10 protein-coding genes are annotated in these 14,954 nt (G+C 70.0%); 8 read left to right on the plus strand and 2 right to left on the minus strand.

Features of this window, described 5'->3' with window-relative positions:
* Positions 1-17: 17 nt before the first annotated feature.
* On the minus strand, positions 18-836 hold the full coding sequence (gene fdhD, locus FFT09_RS18095; RefSeq protein WP_138383420.1) for a formate dehydrogenase accessory sulfurtransferase FdhD: 819 nt from the start codon (positions 834-836) through the stop codon (positions 18-20).
* A gap of 104 nt (positions 837-940) precedes the next feature.
* Between fdhD and FFT09_RS18100 the strand changes: the two genes are divergently transcribed.
* Entirely contained in the window at positions 941-1,618 is a 678-nt protein-coding gene (locus FFT09_RS18100; RefSeq protein ID WP_138383421.1) for a GOLPH3/VPS74 family protein, read from the plus strand.
* A 68-nt stretch (positions 1,619-1,686) separates the two neighbouring features.
* On the plus strand, positions 1,687-4,326 hold the full coding sequence (locus FFT09_RS18105) for a valine--tRNA ligase (RefSeq protein ID WP_138383422.1): 2,640 nt from the start codon (positions 1,687-1,689) through the stop codon (positions 4,324-4,326).
* Positions 4,327-4,367: 41 nt separating this feature from the next.
* Here FFT09_RS18105 and FFT09_RS18110 read toward each other — a convergent pair whose 3' ends face one another.
* A complete protein-coding gene (locus FFT09_RS18110; RefSeq protein ID WP_081194976.1) occupies positions 4,368-5,255 on the minus strand; it encodes an SGNH/GDSL hydrolase family protein in 888 nt (295 codons plus the stop codon).
* 161 nt (positions 5,256-5,416) lie between these two features.
* Here FFT09_RS18110 and FFT09_RS18115 point away from each other — a divergent pair, with 161 nt between their 5' ends.
* From FFT09_RS18115 to FFT09_RS18140, 6 genes are all read left to right on the plus strand, one after another.
* Positions 5,417-6,946: a sugar ABC transporter ATP-binding protein gene (locus FFT09_RS18115; protein ID WP_138383423.1), complete on the plus strand. Its 1,530-nt coding sequence runs from the start codon at positions 5,417-5,419 to the stop codon at positions 6,944-6,946.
* A gap of 103 nt (positions 6,947-7,049) precedes the next feature.
* Positions 7,050-8,048 (plus strand): ABC transporter permease, encoded by a 999-nt coding sequence (locus FFT09_RS18120; RefSeq protein ID WP_138383424.1) that lies wholly within the window; start codon positions 7,050-7,052, stop codon positions 8,046-8,048.
* Positions 8,045-9,049 (plus strand): ABC transporter permease, encoded by a 1,005-nt coding sequence (locus FFT09_RS18125; RefSeq protein WP_138383425.1) that lies wholly within the window; start codon positions 8,045-8,047, stop codon positions 9,047-9,049. The genes FFT09_RS18120 and FFT09_RS18125 overlap by 4 nt, the downstream gene beginning before the upstream one ends.
* Complete coding sequence (locus FFT09_RS18130; RefSeq protein WP_081194984.1) at positions 9,046-10,224, plus strand: substrate-binding domain-containing protein; 1,179 nt, start codon at positions 9,046-9,048, stop codon at positions 10,222-10,224. The genes FFT09_RS18125 and FFT09_RS18130 overlap by 4 nt, the downstream gene beginning before the upstream one ends.
* A 23-nt stretch (positions 10,225-10,247) precedes the next feature.
* The gene (locus FFT09_RS18135; RefSeq protein ID WP_208544451.1) at positions 10,248-11,123 is read left to right on the plus strand and encodes a sugar phosphate isomerase/epimerase family protein; all 876 of its coding nucleotides are present in this window, start codon (positions 10,248-10,250) and stop codon (positions 11,121-11,123) included.
* 59 nt (positions 11,124-11,182) lie between these two features.
* Complete coding sequence (locus FFT09_RS18140) at positions 11,183-14,782, plus strand: ThuA domain-containing protein (RefSeq protein WP_138383426.1); 3,600 nt, start codon at positions 11,183-11,185, stop codon at positions 14,780-14,782.
* Positions 14,783-14,954 lie beyond the last annotated feature (172 nt).

The raw sequence follows: 14,954 nt of genomic DNA on the forward strand, positions 1-14,954 counted from the left end.
CCTGGACGAATCCGCGGTTACTCGATCCCGTCTCCGGTGTAGACGTTCATGCTCGCTCCCCGCAGGAAGCCCACCAGCGTCATGCCGTTGTCCTCGGCCAGTTCGGCGGCGAGCGACGACGGCGCCGAGACAGCGGCGACGAGGGAGATACCCGCCATCGTGGCCTTCTGAACCAGCTCGAACGACGCGCGCCCGGACAGCAGCAGTCCCGCGTCGCGGGCCGGGACACGGGACTGCTGCACGGCCCAGCCGAGCAGCTTGTCCACGGCGTTGTGCCGCCCGACGTCCTCGCGGACGGCGAGCAACGTGCCGTCTGCGGTGAACAGCCCGGCCCCATGGAGGCCGCCGGTGGTGGCGAAGACACGCTGCCGCTCGCGCAGCGCGTCGGGCAGCGCCGCGAGCACCGTCCGGTCGACGGTGAGCGCCGGGCCGTCCTGCGAAAAGCGGCTGCGCACGCGGACGGCGTCCAGTGCCGCCTTGCCGCACACCCCGCACGACGAGGTGGTGTAGAAGTTGCGCTGCACTCCGGGATCGGGCGGTGGCACGCCGTCGCGCAACGTCACGTCGAGCACGTTGTAGGTGTTGCGGCCGGTGGCGTCGGCGCCGTCGCAGTAGCGGGCCACCGCGACGTCCTCTCTCGCGCCGATGACGCCCTCGGACAGCAGGAAGCCGTGTGCGAGCTCGACGTCGTGGCCGGGGGTGCGCATGGTGACGGCCAGCGGCGTGCCCTGGACGCGGATCTCCAGCGGTTCCTCGGCCGCCAGCGCGTCCGGCCTGCGCCGGTCGCCGTCGGGGGTGAGCCGCCGTACCGGGCGGCGCACAGTGACGCGGCCCATCGGCACCACCTCCTTCCCGTGGTCTCCTTCCATGATGGCCTCTGCCGCGCGGATTGCCAGTGAAAGATCAGCGGCGGGCGGAACGGCCCCGTAGGCTCGCGGGCATGTTGATCGCCGAGGACCTGCTGCTACTGGTGTACGACGACGAGGCGGGCAAGCCGGCGGGGATGATCTCCAACCTGGAGTACTCGCTGTCCGGGGCGCTGCTCGTGGAGCTGGCGCTACGGGAACGGGTCGATGTCACCACCGAGGCCGACGAGGGCGAACCCGGCAGGATGGTGGTTCGCGATGGCGCTCCCACCGGCTCGGCGCCACTGGACGACGCGCTGGAACGGCTGGCCGGGCTCGAAGGCTGCAAGCCCAAGGACGTGCTGGGGCCGCTGGCCAAGGGCGATCTCACGACCCGGCTGCTCGACGGGCTGGCCGAGCGCGGCATCCTCCGCAAGGAGCAGGGCAGGGTGCTGGGCCTGTTCCCCACGACCCGCTGGCCCGCCGAGGACTCGCGGCACGAGGACGAGGTGCGGGCCCAGCTGCGGCGGGTCCTGCACGAGGGTGTGGAGCCGGACGAGCGCACGGCCGCGCTGATCGCCCTGCTCGCCAACACCACGGCGCTGAAGCACGTGCTCGACAGCGGCGACAAGGACGCGGCCCGGACCGCGCAGCGCAGAGCCAAGGAGATCGCCGAGGGCAACTGGGCGGGCGACGCCCTCCGCAAGGCCGTCGAGGAGATCGTGACCGCGACCCTGCTGGTTCCCACGGTGCTGGCGGCGGGTAACCCCTGAGTGTGACGCCGCCCGGGCGGGGTGAGCCGGTGACGGCCGAGGTGAGCGACTTCGTAGACTGACTTACCGTGACGGAAAGCGCAGCCCGAACCGACGCTCTGCCCAACGCCTGGAACCCGGCCGACGAGGAGGCCGCGATCTACCAGCGGTGGGTATCCGCAGGCTACTTCGAGGCGGACGCGGACTCGCAGCGCCCGCCTTTCTCCATCGTGCTCCCGCCGCCCAACGTCACCGGCAGCCTGCACATGGGGCACGCCCTGAACCACACCCTGATGGACGCCATGAGCAGGCGCAGGCGGATGCAGGGCTACGAGGTGCTGTGGCTGCCGGGCATGGACCACGCGGGAATCGCGACGCAGAACGTGGTGGAGCGGGAGCTCGCAGGTGAGGGTCTGTCGCGGCACGACCTGGGCCGCGAGCGGTTCGTCGAGCGCGTCTGGGAGTGGAAGGCCGAGTACGGGGGCAAGATCCTCGACCAGATGAAGCGCCTCGGGGACGGGGTGGACTGGTCGCGGGAACGCTTCACGATGGACGAGGGCCTCTCGCGCGCCGTCCACACCATGTTCAAGCGGCTCTACGACGACGGCCTCGTCTACCGTGCCGAGCGGATCATCAACTGGTGTCCGCGCTGCATGACGGCGTTGTCCGACATCGAGGTCGACCACTCCGACGACGACGGCGAGCTGGTGTCGCTGCGCTACGGCGACGGCGATGACGCGATCGTGGTGGCGACGACGCGGGCGGAGACGATGCTGGGGGACACGGCCGTGGCCGTGCATCCCGACGACGAGCGCTACGCCCACCTGGTCGGCAGGGAGGTCGAGCTGCCGCTCACGGGCCGCCGCATCCCGGTCGTGGCGGACTCGCACGTGGACCCCGAGTTCGGCACGGGCGCGGTCAAGGTGACACCGGCGCACGACCCGAACGACTTCGAGATCGGCAGGCGCCACGACCTGCCCATGCCGTCGATCATGGACGAGCGTGGCGTCATCACCGCGCACGGTCCGTTCGAGGGAATGGGCCGGTTCGAGGCCCGCCCCGCCATCGTGGCGGCGCTGCGCGAACAGGGCCGGATCGTGGCGGAGAAGCGGCCCTACGTGCACGCGGTGGGGCACTGCTCACGCTGCGACACGGTGGTGGAGCCGCGCCTGTCGTTGCAGTGGTGGGTCCGGGTGGAGCCGCTGGCCAAGGCCGCGGGTGACGCCGTGCGCGACGGCCGCGTCCAGGTGCATCCGCCGGAGCTGGCGAAGCGCTACTTCGACTGGGTCGACGACATGCACGACTGGACCATCTCGCGGCAGCTGTGGTGGGGTCACCGCATCCCGGTCTGGTACGGCCCGAACGGCGAGACGGTGTGCCTCGGCCCGGACGAGCAGCCGCCGAGCGGTGAGGGCTGGACGCAGGACCCGGACGTCCTCGACACGTGGTTCTCGTCGGGGCTGTGGCCGATGTCGACGATGGGCTGGCCCGAACCGACCGCCGACCTGGCGAAGTTCTACCCGACCAGCGTGCTGTCCACCGGCTACGACATCCTGTTCTTCTGGGTCGCCCGGATGATGATGTTCGGCCTGTACGGCATGCGGGACAACGGTCCGCAGCGGGCGATCCCGTTCGACCACATCTACCTGCACGGGCTCATCCGGGACGCGCAGGGCAAGAAGATGTCGAAGTCGCGGGGTAACGTCATCGACCCCCTCGACTGGATGGACCGCTACGGCGCGGACGCCACGCGCTTCACCCTTGCACGTGGCGCCAACCCGGGCGCGGACATGGCGCTGGCGGAGGAGTGGGCTGCCGGGTCGCGCAACTTCTGCACGAAGCTGTGGAACGCCAGCCGGTTCGCGATGTCGAACGGTGCCACCGTGGCGACGCCGGTGCCGGACGCGAGCGAGCTGACCGAGGCCGACCGCTGGATCCTCGGCAGGCTGTCCACCGTCGTGTCCGATGTGGACGAGCTGATGGAGAGGTTCCAGTTCGCCAAGGCCACCAACGTGCTCTACCACTTCACGTGGGACGAGTACTGCGACTGGTACCTGGAGCTCGCGAAGGTCCAGCTCGCCGGTGAGCACGCCGACGGCACCCGCGCGGTGCTGGGCCACGTGCTCGACGTCGTGCTCCGGCTGCTGCACCCGTTCGTCCCGTTCGTGACCGAGCGGCTCTGGACGACCCTCACGGGCGGCGAGTCGCTGGTCGTGGCGGACTGGCCGGTCGGGTCGCGGTGGGGCTTCGCGGCCGACGCCGTCGCCGAGGCACACATCGCCGACGTGCAGAAGCTCGTCACCGAGGTGCGCCGGTTCCGTTCGGACCAGGGCCTCAAGCCGGGGCAGCGCGTGGCGACGCGGCTGTCCGGCGCCGGGTTCGACGCGATCGCGGGGCACGAGGAGTCGGTGCGGGCGCTGTCCCGGCTCAGCGAGCCGGGGGACGACTTCGCGGCGACCGCGTCGCTGGAGGTGGCGCTGGCGGAAGGCGCGGTGGTGGTCGAGGTCGACACCTCGGGCACGATCGACGTGGCCGCCGAGCGCAAGCGCCTGGCCAAGGACCTCGCCGCGGCCGAGAAGGAGCTGAAGCAGACCGACGGCAAGCTCGGCAACGCCTCCTTTGTGGACAAGGCTCCGGCCGACGTGGTGGAGAAGGTGAGGGCGCGGCGCGACGCCGCCGTCGCCGACATCGAGCGCATCAGGGCGCGGCTGGACTCCCTGCCGTCGTGAGGTCGTCGCGGGTGGCGGCTCGGCTCGCGGCGGTGCCGCCGTCACCACCCGCGTGCGGCCAGTTCGTCCTCGATGACGCCGGCCACGCCCGCCATGCCCCGGCGGTTCGGGTGGTAGGAGGCCGCGCCCAGCAGGTTGTGGTGCTGTCCCTGGATCCACGGGCGGTCGGCGCACGCGTCGTGGCCCAGCGAGGCGGGGTAGGTGTCGACGAACGTCGCCGTGCCGTTGGTGGCCGCCGCCGTGGCCAGCGCGGCGTTGAGGGTCTCCTCGATGTCGTTCAGCCAGGCGTAGTCGCCGTCGGCGAACGGCAGGATGCCGGGGCAGGTTCCGGTGGGCGGCGCGATCCGGGGATAGCCGATCAACAGCACGGTCGCCTCGGGTGACCGGTTCCGGACATCAGCGAGCACGTCCTCGACGTCGAGGCGGGTCTGCGCGATGGCCGTCTTGAGCGTGTCGACCCCGTCGACGGTGAAGTGGTCCTGGCACGGGTTGCCGGTGGGATCGGAGTCGCGAAGTTCGGGGCAGGTACTGATGACGCTGCCGAACACGCCGTGGTCGTTGCCCCCGATCCCGATCGTCACGAGGTCGGTTCCGGGCTCCAGCGCGTCGAACTGAGGGGCGTTGAAGCCGAGCGGAATCTCCTGCCGTTCGGTCATGTCGGTGGTGTCGGCTCCGGCGCAGCTCACGTCGTTGAGCAGCGTGTTTTCGAGCTCACGGGCGAGCGCGGCCGGATAGTTGTTCGTGGACCGCAGGCAGCCGAGGGGGTCGAGACGCTGGAACGGAATGAGTGGTCCGGACGTGTAGGAGTCGCCGAGCGCGACGTAGTGCCGGACGTCGTCGCGGGACGCGGCACCCGCCGTGGCGGGTTGCAGGAGGGCGAGGAACAGCACGGACACGAGGACGGCGAGCAGACTCCGACGGCTGCGCATGAGGTAGTTCTACTGGCTCACGACCGGCGGGGGAGCGGCCGATCGGGTGAGTTTCGGCGAACGTGGCCCGCATCTGGTTGGGTGCGCGATAGACGCCGTTAAGTGCCATTGGTCTTTACTTTTGTTTGACATACACAAAAGATCGACTAGTGTGCGCAGGCATGACTGTGACTGGCCTCACCGACGAGGCGCCGGTTGTCCGGATGAGGGGGATCACCAAGCAGTTCCTCGGCAACGAGGTGCTGCGTGGTGTGGACCTCGATCTGCGTGCCGGAGAGGTCCACGCCCTCGTCGGCGAGAACGGCGCGGGCAAGTCGACGCTGATGAAGATCCTCGCGGGCGTGCACACCGCGGACGGCGGGACCGTCGAACTCGACGGCACTCCGGTGGCCTTCACGTCGCCCCGGCAGGCCCAGGCCAAGGGGATCTCGATCGTCCATCAGGAACTGAATCTGCTGGACGACCGCTCCGTGGCCGAGAACGTCTACCTCGGCTCCGAACCGGTGCGACGTGGCATGGTCGACCACCGGCGGATGGCCGCCGACACGGCCGCGTTGCTCGACGACCTCGGCGCGGCCGGCATCTCGCCGCGCGACCCGGTACGGCTGCTCTCGGTCGCCCAGCGCCAGGTGGTCGAGATCGTCAAGGCGCTGTCGGCGGACGTGCGCGTGCTGGCGATGGACGAGCCCACCGCCGCACTCGCCGACAACGAGGTGGAGCTGCTCTACGGCCTGGTACGCAGGTTGTGCGACCGGGGTATCGCCATTTTGTACGTGTCGCACCGGCTGGTGGAGGTATTCGATCTCAGCCACCGCATCACGGTGCTCAAGGACGGTGCGCTGGCGACCTCGCGCGAACGCGACGAGCTGACGAGCGACCAGCTGGTGCGCCACATGGTCGGCCGCTCACTGGACGCGCTGTTTCCCGACCGTGCCACCGAGGACGAGATCGGCGGTCCCCGGCTGCGACTGGCGGGCTGCGGCAACGAACGCTTGCACGGCATCGACCTCGAAGTCCGGGCGGGCGAGATCGTGGGGCTGGCGGGTCTCCAGGGTGCGGGACGCTCGGCGGTGGCCAGGGCGGTGTGCGGGGCCGAGCCGTTCACCACCGGAACGATGCACGTCGACGGGCAGCGGGCACGGGTGGCCTCACCCCGGGCCGCCGTGCGCCTCGGGATCGCGCACGTCACCGAGGACCGCAAGGGTGAGGGTCTGGCTCTGCGCCAGTCGGTGCGCGACAACGCACTGCTCGTCCGGCGTGCCGCGTTCGGCAGACGGCCGCGCGGCGGCCCGGTGCGGATGACGGAGCTGCTGGAGTCGGTGACCGTTCTCGCCCGCTCACCGGAGCAGGAGGTGCGGTTCCTGTCCGGCGGCAACCAGCAGAAGGTCGTGCTCGCGAAGTGGCTGGCGGTGCGGCCGGGAGTGCTCATCGTCGACGAACCGACCCGGGGCATCGACGTGGGAGCCAAGCAGGCGGTGTACGAGCTGTTGCGCGGGCTGGCGCGGGACGGCGTCGCGATTCTGATGATCTCGTCGGAACTGCCCGAGCTGATCGGGATGAGCGATCGGGTGCTGGTGCTGCACGACGGCCGGGTGGCGGGCGAGTTGCCCCCCGGCCCGACGGAGGAGGCCGTGATGAGGCTGGCGACGGGCCATGCGGTGGAACCGAGCAGGACACAGGAGGCCGTGTGAGCGAGAATCGTGCGCTCGGTAAGGCCGACCGGGTTGGGCCCCCGCTGCGGCACACTGTGCTGCCGCAGCAGGGGAGGGTGTCCCGCAGGACACAGGAGGCCGTGTGAGTACGGCGGTCGCGGCGCCCGCCGCCCCACGGCGTCCACAGTGGACGCGCAGGCTCGCGAACCCGGTGGTGGGCGTCTACGCCGCACTCGTGCTGCTGCTGATCGTGGGCAGCGTGCTCGTGGCCGCGCAGGGCGGTGTGCTGCTCGACCAGGGCGGGATCGTCAACATCCTGACGCGCAGCACGGCGCTCGGGCTGGTGGCGATCGGGCAGACGATGGTGATCCTCACCGGCAAGCTCGACCTCTCGGTGGCCTACCTCGTGGGGCTGTGCTCGCTGGTGGCGGCGGAGACGATGGCCGGAAACCCGAACATGATCGTGCCGGCGGTACTGATCACGCTGGCGGTCGCGGCGGGTGTCGGACTGATCAACGGGCTGGTCGTCACGAAGCTCAAGGTCAACGCGTTCATCGCGACCCTCGGCACCGCGCTGGTGATCCGCGGCTATCTGGAGCACTCCTACACCGGCCCCGCCGGCGACGTGCCGACGGTGTTCCAGCGCCTCGGCTACGACCGGATCGGTCCGGTGCCGGTGGCCGCACTGCTGATGGTGGGACTCGCGGTGCTGGCGTGGTGGTTCTTGGGCCGAACGCGGGCCGGTTACCACATCTACGCCGTGGGCGGCGACGAGGAAGTGGCGCGGTTCTCCGGTATCCGCACCGACCGCACCGTGGTGCTGGTCCACGTGCTGTGTGCGGTGGCCGCGGGGCTCGCGGGCCTGTTCCTCGCGAGCCGGCTCGGCTCCGGCGCACCGTGGGTCGGAGCCGACGGCGGATACGACCTGGAGTCGATCGCGGCCGTGGTGCTCGGGGGCACGATTCTGGCGGGTGGCCGTGGCGGCGTCGCCGGGACCCTCGGCGGTGTTCTCATCCTCGCCACGCTGGACACGATCTTCGACGACCTCGGCATGAACTCGTTCTTCAAGGACGTCGTCCGGGGCGCGGTGCTGATCGTGGCCGTGGCGCTGTACGCCCGGCGCAGGAGGTCGCACCGATGACCGAGACCGTGACCCCGACACGCGCCTCGCGCGGACCGCGGCGACCCAAGCTGGGCGAGGGCACCGGGCCGGTGCTGGCCGTGCTCGCGATCGTGCTGGTGGCGCTGGCCTTCGCCGGTGGTGCCTACAACGACCCCGCCGGATATCTCGCGCTGCTCAAGCGGGCCGCGCCCTTGATGATCCTGGCGATCGGGCAGTACTTCGTCATCGTCAGCGGTGGTTTCGACCTGTCCGTGGGTTCACTGGTCACCGCCGAAGTGGTGATCGCGGCACGGCTGATCGACGGCGACGAGTCGGCGACGGTGTGGGTGATCGCGCTGCTGCTGGTGGTCGGTGCGCTGGTGGGCCTGGTGAACGGCCTGATCACCACGCGCCTGCTGGTGCCGTCGTTCATCGTCACGCTCGGCATGTTGCTCGTGCTCGACGGCGCCGTGTTCCTGTGGACCGGCGGAGCGCCGCAGGGCTCGCTGTCCGAGGCGTTCCGCACGGTGGGGCGCGAGGGCTTCGAGGTTCCGCTGCTGGGGCAGGTGCCCTGGTCGGTGCTGCTATTGGCGGCCGTGGTGGTCGCCGCGGTGCTGTTCATGCGGGGCGGCACGGGCCGCACCCTGGTCGCGGTGGGCGACAACGAGAACGCGGTGCGGCTCGGCGGCGGCAGCGTCGAGGGCATGCGCACGCTCGCGTTCGTGCTCTCGGGCCTCTCGGCGGCGGTCGCCGCGGTGCTGCTCGGCGGGTTCGCCGGGGTGTCGGCCCAGGTCGGCGAGGGGCTCGAGTTCCAGGTCATCACGGCCGTCGTGCTCGGTGGCGTGGTGCTCGGCGGGGGCAGGGGTTCCGTGGTCGCCGCGATGGCGGGCGCACTCACGCTGGAAGCCCTGTTCTCACTGCTCAACCTGCTCGGTGTCTCCGGTGGACTGGAGTCGGCCGTGCAAGGCGTGATCATCATCGCCGCCGTGGCCTACGCGGCACTGGGGCGGTCGAAGTTCCGGACAAGGAGAACCAGATGAGAAGGACCTGGCTGACCGTCGTCGCCGCCGTGGGCGCGTTGACGATGGCGAGCTGCACGAGCGACCTCCCGGCCGACGGGACGGGACCGGAGTCGTCGGGCCAGCAGGAGTCGTCGAGCGCGGACGAGTTCTTCGACCAGGCGGAGTACGAGCGCCAGCTCGCGCTGCGCGACGCCACTCCCGAGGGCCCTGAGGACCGGCCCTGGGAGCAGGCGCTGGAACCCGAGATGGTCGACACGTCCGAGTACGCCGCCGAGGGGCCGTACCACCTGTGCTTCTCCAACGCCTCGGTGGACAACCCGTGGCGCCAGGTCGGCTGGAAGACCATGCAGGCCGAGGTGGAGCTGCACGAGCAGATCGAGGAGTTCACGGTCCTCGACGCCGAGGCCAAGGACGACAAGCAGATCAGCGACATCGCCTCGCTGACCTCGCAGGGTTGCGACGCGCTCATCGTGTCGCCCAACACGACCTCCACGCTGACACCGGCCGTGGAACAGGCGTGCGGCAGCGGCATCCCGGTGATCGTGTTCGACCGCGGGGTGAACACCGACTGCCCGGTGACGTTCATCCACCCGATCGGTGGCTACGCCTTCGGCGCGACGGCGGCGGACTTCCTCTCCGACGAGGTCGGTGAGGGCGGATCGGTGCTGGCGCTGCGGGTGCTGCCGGGCGTGGACGTGCTCGAACACCGCTGGGCCGCCGCCGAGCGAATCTTCGAGGAGCGCGGCGTCGAGGTCGTGGGCACGGAGTTCACCGAGAACGACACGGCCGGCGCGAAGAACATCGTGAGCGACTACCTGCAGCGCGAGGGCCAGATCGACGGCATCTGGATGGACGACGGCACGGCCGCCGTCGCCGTGCTTGAGGCGTTCGAGGACCAGGGCATGGAGCTGCCCGCCATCTCCGGTGAGGACCAGCAGCAGTTCCTGGAGAAGTGGAGCAGCGACGGGCTGACCGCGCAGGCGCCGACCTATCCGACGTACCAGTGGCGCACCCCCGTGATCGCGGCCCTGAACGTGCTGGAGGGCGAGGAGGTTCCGAGCGAGTGGATCCTGCCGCAGCCCGTGGTCACCGACGACAACCTCGACCGGTACCTCACGGCGGACATGCCCCCGCTGCACTACGCCCTGTGCGGGTGCCAGGACATGCCCGGATTCCCGCAGCGCTGGCAGTGACGAGACGACAGGGAGGTCCCGGAGTGTCGACAGTGCATCCCGTCGGAGTGAACACGTGGGTCTGGACGTCACCGCTGGACGACGCGGGACTCCGGGAGCGGATTCCGGCGATCGCCGGGCAGGGGTTCGACGTCGTCGAGCTGCCCGTGGAGAACCTCGGCGACTGGGACCCCGCTGAGGCGAAACGCCTGCTGGGCGAGCACGGCCTCGGGGCCTCCCTGGTCCTCGTCATGCCACCGGGCCGGGAACTGGTGCGGGCGGAGCGGGCCACGGTCGCCGCCACCCAGGACTACCTGCGCCGCTGCCTGGACATCGCGGCCCAGCTCGGTGCCCCGGCGCTGAGCGGTCCCGCCTACGCCTCGGTGGGGCGAACCTGGCGGATGACCGAGGGCGAGCGGGCCGCGTGCGTGCGGGAGTGGCGCGAGGCCGTGACCCCCGTCGTCGAGCACGCCCGCGACGTCGGTGTCGTGCTCGGCGTCGAACCGCTGAACCGCTACGAGACCAGTCTGTTCAACACCGTGGACCAGACCGTGCGGGCCGTGGCCGGGCTGCCGTCCTGCGGCGTCGCGCTCGACATCTACCACCAGAACATCGAGGAACGTGACGTGGCCGCGGCGATCCGGTCGGCCCACGGCCACATCGCGCACGTGCAGGTGTGTGCCAACGACCGTGGCACGCCCGGCCGGGACCACTTCGACTGGCCGGAGCTGCTGGCCGCGCTCGCCGACGCGGGCTACACCGGGCCGTTGTGCATCGAGTCGTTCACGGCGCACAACAACAGCATCGCCACCGCCGCCTCCATCTGGCGGCCACTCGCCACGAGCCAGGACGCGCTCGCGGTCGACGGCCTGTGCTTTCTGAGGGAGGTGATGGCTCAGCAGCGGGCTCCACGGAACTGACTCCATGCGGCGCCGGCACGCCGTGATCGCTCATCGCACTCTTCACACGTGAGGATTCCATGGGTAGACGCAAGACAGTGCTGTCTCGCCTCGGCGCCACCGCTCTGGGCGGGATGCTGGCCGTCGCGGCGCTTCCGGCGACCGGGCAGGCGCAGGAAGCCGAATTCCACGCACTGCTGTTCACCAAGACCGAAGGCTACCGGCACGCCTCCATCCCGGCCGGGATCTCGATGTTCGAGGACCTGGCCGCCGACAACAACTTCACCTTCGACCACACCGAGGACTCGGCCGTCTTCAACGACGACGACCTCGCGGACTACGACGTCGTCATCATGTTCCAGACCTCGGGCATGGTGTGGGAGAACGACGCCCAGCGTGCGGCCATGCAGAGCTACGTGGAGAACGGCGGGGGCATCGCCGCGATCCACAACGCCACCGACATGGGCATCGAGAACGACTTCCCGTACTGGGACGACCTGGTGAACGCGGGCGCGCACATGCCATCGCACTCGCCCGGAGTCCTGGACGGCACGGCGAAGGTCACCGACCACCACCACCCCTCCACCGAGGATCTTCCAGCGCGGTGGGAACGCGCCGAGGAGTGGTACAACTTCGACAAGGACATGCGCGGCGACGTCCACGTGCTCGTGTCGGCCGACGAGTCCACCTACGACCCCGGACCCGACGCGATGGGGGCCGACCACCCGATCTCGTGGTGCCGCGACGTGGGCCTGTCCCGGGTGTGGGCCACCGCGATGGGCCACGACACCGCCGCCTACAGCGAGGAACTGTTCATCGAGCACATCCTCGGCGGGGTGCGCACCGCGGCCCGGACCGTCGACGCCGACTGCTCCGCCACGGTGGACAGCGCGTTCGAGAAGGTCGGGCTCGACACCAACACCGAGGCACCGACTTCGCTCGACATCGCGCCGGACGGCCGCGTGTTCTACACCGAGATCCTCGGCAGGGTCATGATGTACGACCCGGAGACCGAGAGCACTTCCACCGCGCTGGACATTCCCGTGTACTCCGGTGGCGAGGACGGCCTGGTCGGGATCTCGCTCGACCCCGGCTTCGCCGAGAACAACTGGGTCTACCTCTACTACTCGCCGCCCGGCGACGAGGAGATCAACCGGGTGTCGCGGTTCACCGTGGAGGGTGACTCGATCTCGCTCGACAGCGAGGTGGAGGTCATCGACATCCCCGCCTCGCGCAGGTCCGAGCCGGGACACACGGGCGGGCACCTGACGTTCGGCCCCGACGGCGACCTCTACATCGGCGTCGGAGACGACACCAACCCGTTCGAGTCGGGCGGTTACACACCGATCGACGAGCGGGACGGCCGCGACCTCTTCGACGCGCAGAAGACCTCGGCCAACACCAACGATCTGCGCGGCAAGATCCTGCGCATCACCCCGCAGGACGAGGGCGGCTACACGATCCCCGACGGCAACATGTTCGAGCCGGGGACCGAGAGCACGCTGCCCGAGATCTACGCGATGGGCTTCCGCAACCCGTTCCGGTTCACCGTCGACACCGACGGCACGATCTACATGGCCGACTACGGCCCCGACTCCAGCACGGCCGACCCCGAGCGCGGGCCGGACGGCAAGGTGGAGTGGAACATCGTGAAGGAGCCGGGCAACTACGGCTGGCCCTACTGCATCGGTGACAACATCGCGTACAACGACTACGACTTCGCCACCGGGACCTCGGGGGAGAAGTTCGACTGCGCCAACCCGGTCAACGACTCCCCGAACAACACCGGGCTGACCGAGTTGCCGCCCTCGCAGTCCGCCGACGTCTGGTACGGCTACGGCGAGTCGGCGGAGTTCCCGATCCTGGAGACGGGTGGGGCGGCTCCGATGGGCGGGCCGGTGTACCGCTACGACCCCGACCTCGAATCCGAGGTCAAGTTCCCCGAGTACTACGACGGGAAGCCGTTCTTCTACGAGTGGGCGCGCAACTCGCTCTACACGGTCACGCTCGACGAGCAGGGCGAGTACCTGAACCTCGACCCGTGGCTGACCAGCGAGGAGACGCTGGCGCCGATGGACATGCGGTTCGGTCCCGACGGTGCCATGTACCTGCTGGAGTGGGGCGGCGGCTACGGCAGGGACAACCCCGACTCGGGGCTCTACCGCATCGAGTACAACCAGGGCAATCGCAGGCCGGTCGTCGAGGTGGGTGCCACGCCGACCTCGGGTACCGCCCCGCTGGAGGTGTCGTTCCGCAGCGAGGGAACGCACGATCCCGAGGGCACGGACGTGACCTACTCCTGGGACTTCGGTGACGGCGACACCTCCACGGAGCCCGAGCCGACCCACACGTTCACCGAGAACGGTGAGTACGACGTCCAGCTCACGGTGACCGACGCCACGGGCAAGACGGGCGTCAACAACGTGACCGTCGTCGTCGGCAACACCGAACCGTCGGTGTCGGTGACCGCACCTGCCGACGGTGGGTTCTTCGAGTTCGGTGACCGGGTGCCGTTCGCCGTGGACGTCACCGACCCCGAGGACGGGGAGATCGACTGCGGTGAGGTCGTCGTCCAGCCCGCGCTGGGCCACGACTCGCACGCCCACCCGATCGACCCGATCAACGCCTGCGAGGGCACGATCGAGACGATCGTGGACGACGGCCACGCCGGCGCGAACATCTTCTACTCGATCGATGCCAGCTACACCGACCACGGCGGCGAGGGGGCGCCCGAGCTGACCGGTCGCGACACGGTGCTGCTCCAGCCGAAGCACAAGCAGGCCGAGTACTTCACCTCGTCGTCCGGTATCCGTGTGGTCAGCCAGGAGGGAGCGGAGAACGGCGAGCGGATCGGCGACATCGACGACGGCGACTGGATCGCCTTCACCCCGGTGAACTTCACCGGCATCGACGAGGTCTCGCTGCGCGCGTCGGCCCCCGACGGAGCCGGTGGGACCGTGGAACTGCGGGCCGGTGCGCCCGACGGTCCGCTGGTGGCCACCGTGGACGTGCCCAGCACCGGTGGCTGGGACAACTACGAGGACCTGGCTCCGGTCGAGGTCACCGATCCGGGCGGCACCACGGAGCTGTTCGCGGTCTTCGGCGGCGGCACGAGCCCGTTCGATCTCGACTCGCTCACCTTCATCGGTGACGGGGCTGCCGAGGTCGACGGCGAGGCGCCGTCCGTCACGGTGTCCGGTGTGGAGGACGGCGGGTCCTACGGCGACTCCGGTGACCTCACCCTGGGCTGGGAGGCCACCGACGAGGGCTCGGGCGTCGAGTCGGTGGAGGCCACCCTCGACGGCGAGGCCGTGGAGAACGGCGCCGAACTGCCGCTGCACACTCTCGACCTCGGAGAGCACCAGCTGGTGGTCACGGCCACCGACGCCGCGGGCAACGCCACCGAGCACACGGTGACGTTCACGGTGACGACCTCGCTCGGCGACATCCGTGCCCTGGTGGAGCGGTTCGCCGACGAGGACCGCGTCGACGCACGGGACGCCCGGCGGCTGACACTGCGGCTCGACCTGGCCTCGGGCCTCAACCGGTTCAGCTCGCATGCCGCGAGCTGGGTGCTGACGTCGTTCGTCCACGACGTCGAGCGGTCGGTCTCCGACGAGGAGGTGAAATCCGTACTGGTCCGCGACGCCGACGCTGTGATCGAACAGTGGCGCGCGTGACGGACCGGTGAGAGACGCGGGGGCGGATGCCGGGCCGCCCCCGCACGCCCGGCGCCGGGTGGCACGCCATGCCGCCCGGCGCCGGTGCCGTTTCTGGGCCGCGAAGGGCAGCAGGTCACCCACTTGGCCGGGCCGTAGACTCGACGGCGTCACCGCAAGAGTGAGGAGTGTG

The organism is Saccharomonospora piscinae, assembly GCF_005862235.1.
GTDB lineage: Bacteria > Actinomycetota > Actinomycetes > Mycobacteriales > Pseudonocardiaceae > Saccharomonospora > Saccharomonospora piscinae.